Here is a 17,579-nt window from a genome sequence, read left to right on the forward strand (position 1 = left end):
TATTCTTTGATTCAGAGAGTCCGTATTTCATTCTGCCTTATACAATTGTTAATAGTTACTTATCTTCATTTATGGCGATTATTATCGTGTTCTTGTGGTAAATCTTCCTTGTGGAGAATCCTGTAATCCAATAATTCACGAATGAATTTAGGGGATGCCTTTATCAATTCCGGTAAGAAATCTTTAATGCTTCTTACAACAAGGTCATATAATTTGATTTTCTTCTTCGCTTCATCAAGATAAACCTGACGCAGGCACTCATCTGATACCTTAATATTCAGAATGTCATTGGTCTTATCCTTCTCCAAGGATAGCTTTTTCTCTATTTCAGAAAGTTTTTCCTGTTGATTTTGGATTTCATGGTTTTGGGCAAGAATTAATTCGTCCTTATCTTTTATCGTTTGATTTAGGCTTTCTTTTTCTTTCAGAAGAAGAGCATTCTTATCCTTTTCCATTTTCAATGCATAGTTGATGGCTTTTTGCTGCTTTATAACATCTTTAACATTAAAAAGGTTAATATGTTCTTCCGGTTCCAAATCCTTTGCCCTTTCCACCAGACTCTGCTCTTTTAATTTAATTTCGGCTTCAAGCTTATTCAAAGATTTCTCAGCTTCCTTTAACTTAAAGGCTTCTACATCCAAATGCTTCTCGGCTTCACCGAAATCATGCATTTCACCACGGTCAAACCCATATTCTTTGCCGACCGCATTATACATATAATTCTGGAATTTGCGATAACTGAATTGTCCTTTCCATAGTTCTGTTATAGAGATTCTCTTACAATCCTTCTTTTTATCATGGACTATTGGTATTGCAATCACATGCATATGAGGTGTTACTTTCCCTTCGGGAAAGAGTGCTTTCATTTCTTCATCTTTAGGATGAAAAGCCTCATCACGATGTACATTTGCAGATAAAACAATGATATCGGTAAAGTAATTTTGAATTGCCTGCAATTCCTTTTTGAAGAATGCTTCTTGTTCCTCAAGACTCATTTCTGTTATTTTCTCATTTGGTGGATACACCAGAAATTCATCCACGAACTTTGTTTGCTTTTCTTCTGCCCCTTGCACTTTTAACTGCCCTTTAAATTTTCCGCTTTCATACATACGATTGAACGCAGTGAGATAGGTTTCCCCATCTTTCAGATTATTTACTATACAGGTGTTAAGATGGGTAAGTGATACATCAATGTTTTTGTTTCCATAGTTTTTCAATGTTCTGAAATTATGTTGATACGGAAATCGCATCTTTGATTTTATGTAGCCTTGATGTCTTACAATGCAAACATTTGCCATAAACATTTCCTCCTTTAAAAATTTGTTAATCTGGTACATTAATAAAAATGATAGACAAATTTAAATAGGAGCATTTTTTTTGATTTTTCAGAAAATAATTTTCATCTCCTATAATTCAGATTATCTGTATTAACTCACTAGGGCAGTAAACTGCAACTGCCCTGCTCGCTCTCCGAGGGGTCTGCGACGCTTTTGCATCATCCACACATCAAAACAACGAAGGATCCATGCGTAGCATGGAACTTCGTTGTTTCGATTCCACCTGTTCCAAAGTGGAGCTTGTGAAGAGATAACGCTTCTCTAAATCATTTATGGCCTGATGCTTGTTTTATTGCATTCAATCTAATTGCATTTTATTTTATAAGCAAAAAATTAATTACAAATATTTATGCTAAATTAAAAGTATACACTTTTTGAGGAAGTGTAAAAGATACACATTAATGTTTGATGTATACAGATTACTGACAAATTTAGTTTATTTATTTTATTTGATATGATATTATGGTATTTGATAACTAAATGGACATTTATGAATTTGATTTATATTTCAATTTCTAATAAATATAAACGGAAGATTAATTATTTTATATACAAAAAATATTGACTTTTGGGTAACACCAAGGTGTAGTCTATTAACAGACGACATGGGGTGCACACCTGTAAAGTCTGTTGGGAGTTGATATTATGTTTAGAATCGGTGAATTTTCGAAATTATGCGGTTTATCAGCAGATACGTTATACCATTATGAAAAGCAAAAAATACTTATACCTATGTCTATTGATAAATTTACTGGTTATCGATATTATGATGCTTCGCAGATAGTAACTGTTAATAAAATACTGGCTTTAAAGGATGCGGGCTTTTCATTAATTGAAATATCAAACTTATTAAAAGATGAGACTCCTGTCCGGTTACTGCTCGAAATGCTCGAAAATAAAGCTCAGCTTCTTGCAAGCACTCTAGAAGAGGAATACAACAGACTTGAACGTCTTCATACAAATATTTTTTTAATAAAGAATGGAGGCATTCCCCAAATGAATGAGATTATTATTAAAACAGTAGAACCAATTCTTGTTGCTTCAACTCGTAAAGTCTTTGCCAAAAATAGTTTTGATGAAAATTTAGAACAAATGTGGCCGACAGTTAACAACTATATTAACGAAAAAGGTATCAAGCGTACAATTCCTTGCCTTATGCTTTATCATTCCGGTTGGTGGGATTTGAAGCAATTGAACATAATTTATGATGAGCAGACTCTTGATGTTGAAGTAGTGGAGCCTGTTACAAAATACGTTGAGGGTAATGGAGAAGTGCAGGTATACGAACTCCCAAAGATTGAAAAAATGGCGTGTATTGTTCATCATGGTCCTTTTTCAACGATTGGTAAAACTTTCGACACTCTTTTTGAGTGGATACGACAAAATAATTATGTAGCAGATGGACCAATCAGAGAAATATATCATAAAGGCGATTGGGTTACTGATAATCCTAATGAATATATAACCGAACTTCAGATTCCAATTAAATAGAATTTGCTAATATGTGAAGTATAACTAGTTGACTGTATTTTACAATTATGAATTAGTGAAGATTAGTTCATTAACAAAAATCTAAAATTTTTATATGATTAAATTTGATTAGATGTATTAAATATCTTTAATACAAAAATATGTGCACTATTATGTGCACATTAATCAGAAGTGGATGGAACCCCTTTCTTTTCAATATTTGTAGAGTAGGATTATGGTTCGAATCCCGTCTCGCGCTTAACTTAATTCGTCAGAAGTCCTTTATTTATCAGGCTTCTGGCGATTTTTCGTTTCAGAGGTTTTGAGTACCCATGAGTACGTCACTTCCATTCATGTTCGAAAGAGCCTCTATAATCTGTCTCGATGTCTTCTGCTTTCCTTGGTTATTCAGTATGTAGGTACGAGTAGTAGCGTCATCATTGTGACCAAGATACCATTGAATATCTTCTAATTCCACTTTATTTCTTCTCATTTCAGATGCTACCGTTCTGCGAATATCATGGGCCGATTTTACTTCGATTCCTGCACGTCTACACTGAGCACGGATACAGTTATCGACTTCGCGAATCTTTGTTCTGCCTTCTTTATCACAGAAGATAAAATCCCCATCCGAATAACCTGCTTCCTCATTGATACGCTTAACCGTCCCAAACAGATTAATTTCATAATCGCTTAAAGGCAGATATCGGTCACCAGCAGGACTTTTTTTCTTCGTATACTCACAGATGGCTACTATGAGTTTACCTTTTTCATCCTCAACACGACTTTCCATCCGGTGGATATGTATTTCTCTGGCTTCCCAGTCAATATCCGCCCATTTCAGTGCCACAGCTTCTCCAATTCTAAGCCCAAGCTTGAAGAGAAGAAATACAATATAGGCATCGGTCTCAAAAGGCATCTGCATTAACCGCTTGTTTAGCTGACAAAAGAGCCTCTCCTTTTCTTTCGGGAGATAGACCCTGCTTTCATCCTTTGGATTATTCGGCGGTTTACATCCATTCACCTTGATTTCGATATCATCATATGGATTGGATAAAATCAAACCTTTCTTCTTCGCATACTTCATTAAATCCTTGAAAATCAGCTTCATATTATCCAGTTCTTTCTTGGTCAAATCATATTCGCTGATGCAACCATGAAAGAAATCTTCGATATCTTCGACTGTGATTCTGTCGATAGGTTTTCTGACGATTTTTGTGTTATTGTAATATTTCTCCCAATGGTTACGATTTCTCTGAATTGCCCTGCTACTCAGATTCATTCCCTTACGCTTCTCTACCCACAGTGGATACAGAATTTCCAAGGTTTCTTTCTTTACTGGATAATAAATATTGTATAGTTTCTGATATATCCCATCTTCGGTGTAGGAAGTTATTTTAACCCTCTTATTCACCTCTGCATCTTGGATATAAGTCATCCATCGTCCACCTTCCTTAATTGGCGGTGTTATCTGGTATGGATGCTTCTGTAATACTTTTTCTTTCTTCATTTCTTTCACTATACTTTCCAGCTCATCCGACTTCATTGTACCGCAGGTAAAGTATTCTTGCAAAAGTTTTTTCTCTTCCAGATTGATTTGTTTCATAAAAATGCCTCACTTTAGAATAAGATGGCATTTTTGTTTGTTTATGATTTTTTAAATTTCTGTTTGTTATTTATGTTTCTATGCCTCAGTTTAAATATGCAAGATAATTTTGAAAACAAGGAATTATTCAGGTAATGTTCAGCAATGACGCTGATTCTGTTATGTCCAAGTGCTTTTGAAGTGATTTTCATCGCTTCTTTGTCATACCAGACGCCCTTCTTATCCTTTCGGCAATAATAGCGGTCACATTTCGGTATCTGGTCAAGCGGTCTTGCATTCGCAAGATAGATAGCAGTTGCATAATCACCACGGTAGGCATGAATATCCGCTGCATTATGTAACTTATTCCAGACCTTTTTATCCCCTGCCTTATTCATTATCTGGACTACCAAGCCAATATCCCCTATTACAGGAACTTCACGATATTTCCCACCCTTAGAACCAGAGCGGACGATAATATAATATTTCCCATCCTCTTCTTTCAGACAGTTTCCCATCAAAGCGGAAAGTTCTGCACGTCTTAATCCCGTGGCACGGCAGAATTCTACCAGTTCCTTATTCTTTTTTTCAGAGAAATGTGCATCCCGTTTCTTGGTTCCGCGACTTCTTTTGATATTCGCTCTTAACCGCTCATCCGTTTTTATAAATTCAGCGGTAGAACATCCGAAGATCTTGGCGAGGGAGCTTGCTTCTAACTTCTGTGTACTTGCAGAGAGAGCTTTCCTGCCTTCCAAGCACTCATCAACATGGCTTCGACACTGTTCTAAGGTTTTACAACGATAATTTTCTTTGCACCAGAGAATGAAATAACAGCCATGTTTTAGATAACTGCGGTAGGTTTCCCAGCTATAAATATAATTCGATGTAATTTCTTTTCTCTCATTTTCAGAAAGCTTATCCTGATGTTTGGAACGACCAATCGCAAGCTTACTGTCCAAAGATTGATTTTTTGTTCTTGTGTGACATAATGATTCCTTTCTCACTTATTTCGTGTTCAAAATATAATCAATGGGTATCTGTTAAAGCTAAGCACAACCCACTCTTATTTATACAATCTTATGGACGATTGTTTTGCCACGAAACACTTTGTGTTTCAGAAAGAAATTTAATAAAGGGTTCCTTCATTCCCTACCATGCTTCTTTGGCGAAGTCGCATGATGAAATCTCCTTTTGAGATGATAATTAAGTACAAGGATGTTTCCAACATCCTTCAACTCATTTTGTTTTGTTAATTTAAATTAACAAAACTCAATTTGTTTGTTTCTCCTTTCGTCTTTGATGCTAAGAATATGATTGAATCACTTATTCGATATATGAAAAATGGTATAAAAAATCCCAATAACCGTTTACCCATACATAAATGTGATGTGTAACCTTTATTGGAATTAGTTGTCATTGCCAAAAATGAATGATATAATAAATATCATGAGTGAACGTTATATATAAAAATGATTGTTATCAAAGTCGAACTGTAGATTATTCAATGTAATAACCTTGCATTATTGAAACATACTTTGCAAGGATTCTTTTAACTGTATTTGTTAAACTGTTTTCAGAGAGGAGGAATGCGGGTGAACTGGTATGAGCGTATGAATAAAGCTATTGACTACATCGAGGTTAATCTAGGCGGCCAGATTGACTTTGATAGAATATCCAAGATTATGTGCCAATCAGCTGTTAACTTCCAGCGTACGTTTTCAATTGTGACAGACATTACTGTAAATGAGTATATACGAAGACGGCGGATGACTTTAGCAGCATTTGAAATGCAGAACAGTAAAGTTAAAGTTATTGATATTGCCATGAAATACGGCTACGAATCCCCAGAATCATTTACTCGTGCTTTCAAAGAAATTCACGGAATATCGCCGATGACAGCACGCAAGGAAGGCATACAGCTTAAATCATATCCCCGTTTAACTTTTCTACTATCAGTTAAAGGAGATGTAGTTATGGATTACAGAATTGAAAGCAAAGAGGCATTTAAAGTATATGGTATTGAAGGAATATTTACGTGTGATGATGGAAAAAATTTAATTGAAATACCGAAATTTTGGCAAGAAACAATGAAAAATGGACAATTTGAAAAGCTCTTAAAATCTACCAATGGAACAAGTGATGTCCATGCAATTTGTCAATACCGTGAAACAGGTGGAAATACTTTTCCGTATATGCTCTTTGCCTACGAGACAAAAGATAGCGAAACGGCTGGTTTTGTGGAAGTTGAAGTTCCCAGTGCAACGTGGGCAATTTTTAAAACTCGCAATCATACCGAAGAAGAAACATCTGAAGTTATCCAAAGTTTAACAAAGCGTGTGTACACAGAATGGCTTACAACTGCAAACTATGAAAAAGCAGATGGTTATGAATTAGAGCTGTATTTTAGAACAGATGACGGAAAGTGTTATTGTGAAACGTGGATTAGGGTTTTACCAAAATAGATAATAGCCCACATTATAAGCATTACCTTCAGTAAACTTCTTACACATCATTTCACAAATACGTCATAATTTGAATTGAGTACCTAAATGAGTACGTACAAATTGGATGTGCTGAAAAGTCCCTTTCTATCTGTATTTTTACGAGGGGATAGAATTCGAATCCCGTCTCGCGCTTAAGTGAAAAGTATCGCTAATCCTTATAGATCAAGGGTTAGCGATTTTTTGTTGTTTCAAAATCGTGTGTGCAACAACCTTTTACGTACTTGAACCACTATAGTGCTTTGTCTATAAAGGCACGATTTTTCGATTTCATTGTAATTATAGATATAGCCTTTCGTTGTATCGGTATCTTCTGACCCATATATACACTTATTTCCTCTAAAGGTAATGAACCAATGATTGATGTTTCTTTTCTCTGTTACGAGCCATATTTACCACGTCCTTTGATTACATGTAAGGTCGACATTACACAAAAAACATTTATACTTAAAGTAAGGTAAACATTACAGAAAGGGAATTAATTAATGAAAAATAGAATTAGAGTATTAAGAGAACAAAAAGGATTAACACAGGAACAGTTGGGAGAATTAGTGGGAACTTCAAGGCAAGCTATTAATGCAATAGAAACGGAGAAATTTGAACCTTCCATTTGGCTTGCTTATGATATATCAAATGTATTTGAATGTTCTATCGAAGAAGTTTTTATATTCGATGAAAGTCCACGAAAGTCAAGAGCTGAAAGCAGCAGGAGGGTTAGCAATGGCTACTAGACAATTAAGATATAATGATGATAAAATACTTCGAAAAAGATGTAAAGAAGTACAAATAGTTGATGATAAAATTCGGCAAATACTTGATGATATGATGGACACATTACACCAAACAGAGAACGGAGCAGCTTTAGCAGCTAACCAAGTAGGTATATTAAAAAGATTGGTTGTTATAGACTATTGCGAATATTTTTTGAAACTGATAAATCCTAAAATTGTAGGATATAGTGGAATTCAAGAGTGCATTGAAGGATGTTTGAGTTTCCCTAACCGTTTTGTAAAAACAATTCGTCCTCAAAAGGTAACTGTTCAGGCTCTAAATGAAAATGGAGAAGAATTTTTGATTACTGGAGAAAATGAAATGGCTAAATGCTTTTGTCATGAAATCGAACATTTAGACGGTGAAATTTTTTTGGATAAAGCTATTGAAGAAATTGAACTTTAACTAGGACTTTGTAATGCGGTAGCATAGAAAGTTGTAAATTGCGACATTTTTTGCGTAAAAGTTCCAAAGTTAAAATACATGTTTATTCCAGCATTGTTTCTGTATAATGGATGGTCAATGATCATCCATATTTCTATTCTTTATCTTCGCTAATAAGATCACGTACATTTTTAGTTCTGTATTAAATTGTGACAGGATATGAAATATGTAAGCCTAAAGGAATTAAAAATTTTTATCTTTAAGCTATTGTCATTCGATTTACTCAAACATAAATTTTGTTTTAGTCTGTTTTTCATTTGTTTGTTATTTTTCTAAATTTTGTTTGTTTTGTTTTCTCCCTTCCTGATGAATTTAAATACAATATGTCATTTGTTAAATTGAGATATCTGAAAAAATAGACATAATAACCGTTTACTCGAAGAAAGCACGAGTAACCGTTATCATGTCTATAGATAAAGGTGTACCTCAATTTAAAAAGTGTAGAGAATATGCTTTTCTTGACTGATTATTGTGAACAGTGTAGTATTAGTCTCATAAAGATAAATTGTAAATAATTGATATATTTAATATTGAATGTTAAAAAATATCTCTTATAAGGAGCAAATTACATTGTGGAGCAATTTAAAATAGGTGAAATATCTCTAATTACAGGTGTAAAGGCAAGTACAATTCGCTTTTATTACGAAAGGAACTAAATTAAAACAACATAATGTTCCGTTTGAGCTACACATTTTACCGAAAGGAAGCCATGGAGAACCTTGGTGTAATGATTTGATATGGTTAAAACCAGCCAGAGAACGAAAGTATAATTATATAGAAATATCAATTGAATGGATAAAGGAATTATTTCAATTATAATAAATGGAGGCTATTAGGATGAATGCTAACAGTATTTTTTCATATCTTGAGAATAATCAGATATTTACAAACAATGTTACATATAAAGCTATAACGATTGGAGCTGGTGGCGCAAAAGTATATATTATTACTGATGGAGAAAAGAAATATGTTTTAAAACATATTCCAAAGTATCTACATACGGATATAAATATATATAATTCTTATGAAAGGGAACTTCACTTTTATGAGTTAAATGAATTATTAAGGCTCCCCTACATTCCCAATACTATATTTCATGAAAACAGTAATGAGCATGGTATAATTTTAGTCATGAATTACTATTCACCTATAAACAAAGAATCTTGGAATATAAATTTACAAAAACAAGCGATAGATATATGCGCTAAAATTAATAGTATTCCCATTGATAAGATTAACTCATTGGATCTTCAACATCAGAAAATAGAAATTAACAAACAATCAACAGAAAATTCATATAATGATTGGAAATTTGTTCTAAGCCAGCATAAGGATAAATTTGAAGATAAGGTGTTAGATGAAATATATAAAAATATAGAAATCGTTTGTCCAGTTTTAAATTCCGAACCACATTGCCTCTGTCATGGCGATTTTCATCCAGAAAATATACTTTATGATGGAGACCAATTGTTTGTATGTGATTGGCAAGGCATCAATATTGGTAAGTCTATAAATGATATTTCTTTTTTTATTAGTAGAGGTCTTGGCATGGGGATTGATATGAAAGAAGAACAATTACTCGATTACTACTGCGAAAGAGTGTCACTATACAAAAACAAGATTATTAATAAAGAAAAGTTACTGAAAGAAAAATATGCTTCTACAGTATTATGTACATTTTCATTTTGGGCCCAGTACTTAAAAAATAGTTCCTTTGAACAAGTAGCTATTCAGTATAATGGAATGGTAGATGCATTTCAAAAACTATATGTTCTATAGTACTAGCACTACTAATTTGTTTATTAAGATATGGGTGGTTCTAAAATGTAAATAAAGTATATTGAAATATTATTGATGAATTGAATTAATTTTAGGAAGTGTAGGAGATACACATTAATAAAATGAGTACATAGATTATTGGGAAAATTTACTTGCCTATTTTTATCAATATGATATTATGATTTTGTGACGAAGATTATTTATATTTGGAACGGAGGAAAAATGTTAGAAATCATTGAAACAAGACAACAAGATATTGACTTGGTAAACAAATTATGGGCAGACGGGGAGGTTATGAAGTTTGTAGGATTTCCCAATGGGTTACATCAAACACGAGAGAGTATGGAAAAGTGGTACAAGAGGATAGGCTCATCAAGACCGTTGACTAATCACTTTTGTATTTTTGATAATAACCAATATTGCGGAGAGACGTTCTATAGTATTGACAAGTTGCATAACACTGCATCACTAGATATAAAACTATACAAATTTGCACGTGGTAAAGGAATTGCATATCAAGCTCTCTCCTATGCAATAGAGCAAGCTTTTAATAATGGAGCCGAAACTGTTTGGGTAGACCCGAATCCCTTAAATACAAAGGCAATAGCTTTGTATGAGAAGTTGGGTTTTAAGAAAAATGAAATGCCTAGTTATTTAGAAGAAGATGAAAGTAACTCAATTTACATGGAATTATCCAGATAGAATACTGATACATAAAGCATAATACGAAAATATTAATAAATTTTCCATTTGTTTAGATTGTAAAGATGTTTGAGCCAATACAGAAATTAAATCTTTGTATTGGCTCATTCTTTATTAGAAAAATGTTTGAGGTGGAAATATATACAAAACCTATTAAAATAAAGAGAGTGATAAAATTATGGGAAATATTAATGACTATATCATAGATTATTTATATAATTGATAGGAGGAAAACAATGAAAATATTAGTTCTTATGGGAAGTCCAAGAAAAAACGGTTATACGGCAACCCTACTGAAACCATTTTTAACTGAGTTAGAGATGAAAGGAGCAGAAGTTAAGACAATTTTCCTTTATGATAAAAAGATTGCACCATGTTTAGAATGTTGTCAATGCCAAGATAAATTAGGTGAATATGGTTGTTCAATACAAGATGACATGTACGATATATCAGACGAAATCTTAAAGGCGGATTGCATTATTTTAGCTAGTCCGATATTTATCTGGTATTGTACTGCTCCAATGAAGGCAATGCTTGACCGTATTTATGGACTTCACAAATATTATGGAAAGCAACGTGGGCCAAGTCTGCTGGAAGGAAAAATGTGCGGGATAATTGCTACATGTGGTTATGACCTCGAATATGGTATAAGTCCTTTTGAAGATGGAATTAAACGATTTTGCGAGCACTTTAAAATTAAGTATATTGGGAAGGCTGCTGTACAGAGAAAAGATAGTGATGAATTAGAGAAATTTGAAACGGAAGATTTAAAGAAAACAGCTGTTGATTTTGCTGAGAAGGTAATCAGTTGTTGCACAAAATAAGCATAATAGGCAAAGTGATTGCGCCAATTCACATAAGTATTCACTTGAACGGAGGAGTTATATGATTAAAATAAACGAAGATGACTACATTAAGCTAAGCAAGCTCTGTTCCTGCAAACAAGACGATATGATGCTGTTATGGTTTCTTGAAGGTAATCCTAGCTGTGCTGCATGGGTAGATAACATCGGGCAACCAGAAGAAGCAATAATTATTGCAGCAGATTTCTGCTACCTTTTAGGAGAGATCAAACATCCAGACGAAATAAAACAGATACTAGAAACAAATGCTCGCTATAAAATTATAAATTCATGTGGAGAACAATGGGTTACATATTTGAATGAATATTTATCGGACAAATTACATTCTTCCAAGAGATATTCATTAAAACATGAGCCTGATGTTTTTGACAAGAACCATTTAAAACAATTGGTCGAGTATGTTATCCCTGAGTATGATATTAAATTAATGGATGAAGATATATATAAGGAGGTTCTTAATATTGACTGGGCTGCTGATGGTTGTTGCTTTTATAGGTCATATAAGGATTTCAAGGAAAAGGGGCTGGGATATGTTGCTTATAAAGATGGACAACTTATCTGCATAGCATCCTCGTATAATACATATAAAAGTACTATCGGTGTAACTATAGGAACATTAGAGGAGTATAGAAGAAAAGGTATTGCAGCTGCATGTGCTGCTTCTCTAATCTTAGAATGTTTACAGAGAGGCATTTACCCTGAATGGGAAGCAGCAAATTTGGCTTCAGTAGCTTTAGCAGAAAAATTAGGCTATCATTTTGATAAGGAGTATGATATTCATTTCCTTAGGTAAGTTGTGAGGACTTCCTTTCTGTTCTGTCCAGCTATCAAAATGAGGATGGTGGTTTTGGATACAACATTGAGTGTAATAATTGGAACCCTAATTCTTCTCCCTATACGGTATGCATAGCATTAGATTATTTGGACACGACAGGCGATTATGTTAGTTGTACAAAAGATACGATTATAATGGGTATAATCAAATACCTTGCTTCCGGTATATACTTGTTGGAAAATGGCTGGGTAGGAATGCAAGGAATCCCCAGCAACAATGATTTCGCACATATGCCATGGTTTCATTTCGACCCAAAGAAACCCGCAGAAGCTGATATTGGAGTAACCAAGCGTCTTTCAGACTTTATACTCAAATATGCAGACGAAAGCAGTGATATCTACCACAAGGCAGTGGTTTTAAAAGACAAGTATAAGTTGAGTGAGCAAGTTTTACTTAATGGCTTCCCGGATTATGACCCTGTATCTTTGGAAATGAAATCGTTTGACCCTGCAACATGGCCCGCTTGGTTGCCGTTGCCTGTGTACTTTGTTGGTTCGCCAAATAGCAAACATTATCCAGAACTTAAACATGTCGTGGATATAAATCTAGATTCGATTATTAATACACTGCAAAATACAAATGAGATTCAATTAGCATCTGAGGAAGAATTAAACGCATTTGAACAAAACAACCCGCACCCAGATGGCAAACGATGGTGTGTCGCTGAGCAAGCAATCGGAAATTACTATTGGGGTACTCATAATATAACATCCAATTTGGATATATTGAAGAAGTTTGATAGATTGGATTTTCATCTACCTATTCATGCATAATGCATAATACATAATACGAAGCTTGCGAAATTCAATTTGTTGATTTGAATAAGAGTCTTTTAGCTCTTATTAAAAAATATGTGCACATAAATCATAAGTGGATGGAACCTCTTTCTTTTCAGTATTTGTAGGATATGATTATGGTTCGAATCCCGTCTCGCGCTTAAATGAAAACTATCGCTAATCCTTATGAATCAAGGGATCAGCGATTTTTTGTTGTTTAAAAACATAGGTGCAACATCCTTTTACCCACCAATGATTGATGCTTTTTTCTCTGTTACGAGCCATTTTTACTACGCCCTTTGATTGTATTTATAAGTTAGAGCTGAGCACGCCCAATTTATATAAATCACAGGGCATAGGGACTATCACTCTTAAGGATACAGTCAAAGGGTATCCAGCCTGACCATTATTAACGGAGTAATTTTTAATGGTCTACAATCTCCTGAGCAGTGGTTTGTTCTATAAATTTCAACTACAGATACGTCTTGAGTCAAGAGAACTTCGTTCTCTCATCTTTTTTTCTAAATGTTATTTTTGAAGTGTTTTTGTTTGTTTTCTCCTTTCATCATGAATACAATTTTAATATGCTATTATTCATTCAATGATATTGAAAAAAATGACATGATAAACGTTTACTCGAAAAGGTAAGAGTAACCATTATCATGTCATTTTGGATTGATTCACACTTCTGTTTTTTTATTTTGTAAATAGTTTGAAAATATGGCATTTATTGACTTTTGATTTTAGGAAAGGTATAATTATGTTTAGGATAAGTAAGAAAACAACATTTAATTTTAAGGGGGAGTGAACATGAAATATGATTTATTTATTTCGCATGCATCAGAAGACAAAGAAACATTGGTAAGACCTTTAGCCGTTGCACTTCAAAAATTGTCTATAGAAGTATGGTATGATGAATTTACGCTTACAGTGGGTGATAGTTTATCTAAATCTATCGACTTAGGCTTGATTAATTCACAATTTGGCTTAATAGTACTTAGTAAAGATTTTTTCGCAAAAAAATGGCCTGATTATGAATTAAGAAGTTTACTTAGTAAGGAAATCGCTTACGACAAAGTGATTTTACCTATTTGGCATGGTATTACAAAAGATGACTTATTGACATTTAGTCCATATTTAGCAGATAAATATGCATTAAATAGTGAGAATAGTAGCATCGAAGAATTGGCTCTAGATATATGCAAAGCTGTCAAGCCAAATGTATATGAGAATTTAACGAGAACCATGATTTATGAAGCGTTATATGAAAATTCATCCAAGAAACAAACTAATAAAATAGAGGTAAAAGATTTAATAAATTCATTCCCAATACGCCATGAATCATTGCCGATAGAATTAATAAATAGAATTAAAATCACTAATAAAGTATTACAAGATGTTTTCCATTTTTCCTTAGAAGAAACTATTGAGGATTTTAAACATGATACAAACCCTGCAAGGGAAGTGGCAATTTGGGAAGCTATTGCATCTACATATATTGACTTATTAAATAAAATTGATGACAAAGAAGAATATAAGAACTATTTAGGTGGGTTACTTTTACATATATCGCTAACCAATAACAAGGAAGAAACATATAAAAAATTTAACATGTTTCCGAAAAAAATTATAAATAAGGCATATGTTTTATTTGCAAACAATTCATCTGTTAAAAATACGCATCTTGTAGCAATAAAAAGATAAAATGACATTAGAATTTAGACGAACATTTTTAATTTATGATAATTGTGTGTGTAACCATATGTGTAAATAACAGAAGCCGCAAACCTCCTATATATCAATATTTGTTTGTGGGGGGATTTGTTCAAATCCCGTCTCGCGCTTAACTAATTTCCTCAGAAATCCTGTAAAATCAAGACTTCTGAGGCTTTTTCATTTCAGGAGTTCCCCGTACCTATGAGTACGTTAAGTCCGTTCATATCTGAAAGAGCGTGTACAATCTGTCTTGATATTTTCTGCTTCCCATGGTTATTCATTATGTAGGTTAGAGTAGTAGCAATATCATTATGTCCGAGATACTTGAGAATGTCCTCGATTGGGATTTCTTTCTGCTTGCTCATTAATACGTTTAACAGTCTTGATTGAATCACTTGTTCGATATATGAAAAAAGATATAAAAATCCCAATTTCGTTAAACCATGTGCAACCGTTGTTGGAATTTGTTGCCATGCTATATAAAGAGTGTTATCATTTCATAGATTGTTTAATTGGTAATAACAAACATATAATGTTGGATAAATTTTTGTAATTTTAGGAAAAAAAATAAAATTATTGACTTTGTTAATAAAGATCCACAAGGTTTTCTTGTGTTTTAATAGATATTAATATTTGAAAGGGTGAATTAAATGCAAAAAGATTTTAAATGTTACAACATAAGGAGAGTGACAATAATTTAGCTCTCCGTAAAGAAAAGGAGAGAATTATGACTTATAGAGAAGTTATTAAAATTGTAGACATATATTTACTTCCGATAATATCAAAATTGTATGAGTTGGAAGGCTATAAAATCAGCTTGGTCAAGCCACATAAAGGAGGACGAAATGTCGTTTATAATTGTGAGAAAGAAGGAGCTGTTGCTAAAATAATCAGAATAGCCTTCTTAGATGACAGGAGTCTTGAAGATTTTCTAGGTGAAGTTGAATATATTCGATATTTATACGAACATGGAGGTAGTGTGTCGGATGTAATCAGCTCCCGTAATGGAAACCTGCTAGAAGAGATAACCTATGAAAATCACAGTTTTTATGTCTGCGGATTTGTAAAAGCACCGGGGAAATTACTTGTCGATAATGGTTATAGATATCGGGAAGGTGTTCCAATCACCGAATATTTTTATAACTGTGGTAAAATACTAGGGAAAATGCATCAGTTATCGAAGGTGTATGCCCCTACCCATAAACGATATAGTTTTTTTGATAAATACAATGTAGAATATCTTGATAAACTGATACCGCCCACTCTTTCTCTACTTAAAAAGAAACTTTTTGAGTTTCTTAAAACTTTAGAGGGATTGGACAAGAATAGTGAGTTTTTTGGAATGGTACATTTTGATTACAGCGACGGTAACTATAACATAGACTTTGATAATGGAAAAATAACGGTATATGATTTCGATAATTCATGTTTCTGTTGGTATATGTTTGATCTTGCAAATGTCTGGACACATGGAGTTGGCTGGATACAATTTGAACAGGATATTGAAAAACGAAGAAAATTTATGGAAGAATATTTTGAAACAGTCCTTGCTGGATACAAATCAGAGACTACCATTGAAGATAGGATGCTTGAGAAACTTCCTTTATTTATCAAAGTAGTCACCATGGAAAGTATAGTAGATGCTTTCGAAGTTATGCGTAACAGTGGTGAAGAACCAGAATGTGATGAGGAACTATCATATAACATAAGATGTATGGAAGATGACATTCCATACAAGGGATTTTTCCATGAAATTTACTCGTGTGAAGAACCGTTTGAGTATGAGAAACGAGATATATAGTTATTGAGTACCCAATTGAACGGGTAAAAATCGGATGTGCTGGAAGCATTCTATCAGTATATTATCGAGGGGATAGAACTCGAATTCCATCTCGTGCTTAAATGAAAAAAATCGCTAATCCTTATGAATCAAGGGTTAGCGATTTTTATTACTCCAAAATCATATGTGCAGGATATATACAAAAGATAACCGTTATCTTGTCCTTGTGAAGAAGTATACACTTATGGAAAGTATAGTAATACACCTTCATAGTACAATTGACTTCCAACATTAGGAAATATATAATGTCATATATAAAACAAAGAAAGGAGGAAATGGTCGTATGAAACAACAGATTATTAAGATATATAGTAGGGGGAAGTTAATAGATTAACACCTCTCTACTAACGGGAGGATTTAAATGAATATAGAAACGAATAATTTGATTATTAGAAATTTTGCTGAGCAAGATATAGATGCTTTATATAATATAAAATATGATAAACAGGTAATGGAATTCATTCCAACTTATTTAGAACGTAGTGTAACAAAAGAAAAAATCAATGATTATATCAAAAATTTTAACTTATATGAAGCGAAAGAAGACTTTAAATCCAAGCGCAAGTATGCGATACAAAACAAGAAAACAAATAAAGTAATGGGCTCCATTTCCTTTGGAATGAATGAGTTGCTACACGAATATGAGCTTGGATGGCAAATGATGGAGCAATACCGTAAAAAAGGTTATGCCTCCGAAGCGGCTATTACATTTTCAGAGTATTTTTGCGAAAAGAATAATGTTGATTATCTAATTGCTGTAATGGATGTAGATAATCCTCCATCTTACAGAACCGCGCTTAAAAGTGGTTTTAAGCTTTTTGAAAAAAGAACCGTTTATGATTACACATATAATCGTTATTGCGATGATTATTATTACTTTAGGCGATATTATTCCAAAACCTCACTATCTAACCAATTCTATGGCGATACTGTTTATGATGGACGTCATTCTTAGGGAGG

General features: G+C 33.4%; 15 protein-coding genes. 12 read left to right on the forward strand and 3 right to left on the reverse strand.

Going from position 1 to position 17,579, the window contains the following annotated elements; genetic code table 11:
- Positions 1-65 precede the first annotated feature (65 nt).
- Positions 66-1,298, reverse strand: coding sequence for a plasmid recombination protein (locus bsdtb5_RS01530; RefSeq protein ID WP_271714291.1), 1,233 nt, complete (start codon positions 1,296-1,298; stop codon positions 66-68).
- A gap of 684 nt (positions 1,299-1,982) precedes the next feature.
- Between bsdtb5_RS01530 and bsdtb5_RS01535 the strand changes: the two genes are divergently transcribed.
- The gene (locus bsdtb5_RS01535) at positions 1,983-2,828 is read left to right on the forward strand and encodes a MerR family transcriptional regulator (protein ID WP_271714292.1); all 846 of its coding nucleotides are present in this window, start codon (positions 1,983-1,985) and stop codon (positions 2,826-2,828) included.
- A 292-nt stretch (positions 2,829-3,120) separates the two neighbouring features.
- Here the strand turns inward: bsdtb5_RS01535 and bsdtb5_RS01540 are convergent, their stop codons facing one another.
- On the reverse strand, positions 3,121-4,413 hold the full coding sequence (locus bsdtb5_RS01540) for a tyrosine-type recombinase/integrase (RefSeq protein ID WP_271714293.1): 1,293 nt from the start codon (positions 4,411-4,413) through the stop codon (positions 3,121-3,123).
- Between the two features lie 41 nt (positions 4,414-4,454).
- The gene (locus bsdtb5_RS01545) at positions 4,455-5,351 is read right to left on the reverse strand and encodes a site-specific integrase (protein ID WP_271714294.1); all 897 of its coding nucleotides are present in this window, start codon (positions 5,349-5,351) and stop codon (positions 4,455-4,457) included.
- A gap of 633 nt (positions 5,352-5,984) precedes the next feature.
- Between bsdtb5_RS01545 and bsdtb5_RS01550 the strand changes: the two genes are divergently transcribed.
- From bsdtb5_RS01550 to bsdtb5_RS01600, 11 genes are all read left to right on the forward strand, one after another.
- Positions 5,985-6,854, forward strand: a complete 870-nt coding sequence (locus bsdtb5_RS01550; RefSeq protein WP_330611885.1) for an AraC family transcriptional regulator — start codon at positions 5,985-5,987, stop codon at positions 6,852-6,854.
- Positions 6,855-7,378: 524 nt separating this feature from the next.
- Positions 7,379-7,624 (forward strand): helix-turn-helix transcriptional regulator, encoded by a 246-nt coding sequence (locus bsdtb5_RS01555; protein ID WP_271714296.1) that lies wholly within the window; start codon positions 7,379-7,381, stop codon positions 7,622-7,624.
- The gene (gene def / locus bsdtb5_RS01560) at positions 7,614-8,069 is read left to right on the forward strand and encodes a peptide deformylase (protein ID WP_271714297.1); all 456 of its coding nucleotides are present in this window, start codon (positions 7,614-7,616) and stop codon (positions 8,067-8,069) included. Before bsdtb5_RS01555 ends, def begins: the two co-directional genes overlap by 11 nt.
- 876 nt (positions 8,070-8,945) lie before the next feature.
- Positions 8,946-9,887, forward strand: coding sequence for an aminoglycoside phosphotransferase family protein (locus bsdtb5_RS01565; RefSeq protein ID WP_271714298.1), 942 nt, complete (start codon positions 8,946-8,948; stop codon positions 9,885-9,887).
- Between the two features lie 222 nt (positions 9,888-10,109).
- Positions 10,110-10,589 (forward strand): GNAT family N-acetyltransferase, encoded by a 480-nt coding sequence (locus bsdtb5_RS01570; protein ID WP_271714299.1) that lies wholly within the window; start codon positions 10,110-10,112, stop codon positions 10,587-10,589.
- Positions 10,590-10,825: 236 nt separating this feature from the next.
- A complete protein-coding gene (locus bsdtb5_RS01575; protein ID WP_271714300.1) occupies positions 10,826-11,413 on the forward strand; it encodes a flavodoxin family protein in 588 nt (195 codons plus the stop codon).
- A gap of 61 nt (positions 11,414-11,474) precedes the next feature.
- A complete protein-coding gene (locus tag bsdtb5_RS01580; protein WP_271714301.1) occupies positions 11,475-12,245 on the forward strand; it encodes a GNAT family N-acetyltransferase in 771 nt (256 codons plus the stop codon).
- A gap of 176 nt (positions 12,246-12,421) precedes the next feature.
- Complete coding sequence (locus bsdtb5_RS01585; protein WP_271714302.1) at positions 12,422-13,060, forward strand: hypothetical protein; 639 nt, start codon at positions 12,422-12,424, stop codon at positions 13,058-13,060.
- A gap of 813 nt (positions 13,061-13,873) precedes the next feature.
- Positions 13,874-14,767: a toll/interleukin-1 receptor domain-containing protein gene (locus tag bsdtb5_RS01590; protein ID WP_271714303.1), complete on the forward strand. Its 894-nt coding sequence runs from the start codon at positions 13,874-13,876 to the stop codon at positions 14,765-14,767.
- Between the two features lie 739 nt (positions 14,768-15,506).
- Positions 15,507-16,580, forward strand: coding sequence for a phosphotransferase enzyme family protein (locus tag bsdtb5_RS01595; RefSeq protein ID WP_271714304.1), 1,074 nt, complete (start codon positions 15,507-15,509; stop codon positions 16,578-16,580).
- A gap of 400 nt (positions 16,581-16,980) precedes the next feature.
- Positions 16,981-17,574, forward strand: coding sequence for a GNAT family N-acetyltransferase (locus bsdtb5_RS01600; RefSeq protein WP_271714305.1), 594 nt, complete (start codon positions 16,981-16,983; stop codon positions 17,572-17,574).
- The last annotated feature ends 5 nt before the right edge of the window (positions 17,575-17,579 follow it).

Source organism: Anaeromicropila herbilytica, from assembly GCF_016591975.1.
GTDB lineage: Bacteria > Bacillota > Clostridia > Lachnospirales > Lachnospiraceae > Anaeromicropila > Anaeromicropila herbilytica.

Excerpts from the sequence above, each read along its gene's own strand:
- bsdtb5_RS01530 (WP_271714291.1), bottom strand. The coding sequence starts at position 1,298 with ATGGCAAATGTTTGCATTGTAAGACATCAAGGCTACATAAAATCAAAG.
- bsdtb5_RS01535 (WP_271714292.1), top strand. The coding sequence starts at position 1,983 with ATGTTTAGAATCGGTGAATTTTCGAAATTATGCGGTTTATCAGCAGAT.
- bsdtb5_RS01540 (WP_271714293.1), bottom strand. The coding sequence starts at position 4,413 with ATGAAACAAATCAATCTGGAAGAGAAAAAACTTTTGCAAGAATACTTT.
- bsdtb5_RS01555 (WP_271714296.1), top strand. The coding sequence starts at position 7,379 with ATGAAAAATAGAATTAGAGTATTAAGAGAACAAAAAGGATTAACACAG.
- def (WP_271714297.1), top strand. The coding sequence starts at position 7,614 with ATGGCTACTAGACAATTAAGATATAATGATGATAAAATACTTCGAAAA.
- bsdtb5_RS01565 (WP_271714298.1), top strand. The coding sequence starts at position 8,946 with ATGAATGCTAACAGTATTTTTTCATATCTTGAGAATAATCAGATATTT.
- bsdtb5_RS01570 (WP_271714299.1), top strand. The coding sequence starts at position 10,110 with ATGTTAGAAATCATTGAAACAAGACAACAAGATATTGACTTGGTAAAC.
- bsdtb5_RS01575 (WP_271714300.1), top strand. The coding sequence starts at position 10,826 with ATGAAAATATTAGTTCTTATGGGAAGTCCAAGAAAAAACGGTTATACG.
- bsdtb5_RS01580 (WP_271714301.1), top strand. The coding sequence starts at position 11,475 with ATGATTAAAATAAACGAAGATGACTACATTAAGCTAAGCAAGCTCTGT.
- bsdtb5_RS01585 (WP_271714302.1), top strand. The coding sequence starts at position 12,422 with ATGGGTATAATCAAATACCTTGCTTCCGGTATATACTTGTTGGAAAAT.
- bsdtb5_RS01590 (WP_271714303.1), top strand. The coding sequence starts at position 13,874 with ATGAAATATGATTTATTTATTTCGCATGCATCAGAAGACAAAGAAACA.
- bsdtb5_RS01595 (WP_271714304.1), top strand. The coding sequence starts at position 15,507 with ATGACTTATAGAGAAGTTATTAAAATTGTAGACATATATTTACTTCCG.
- bsdtb5_RS01600 (WP_271714305.1), top strand. The coding sequence starts at position 16,981 with ATGAATATAGAAACGAATAATTTGATTATTAGAAATTTTGCTGAGCAA.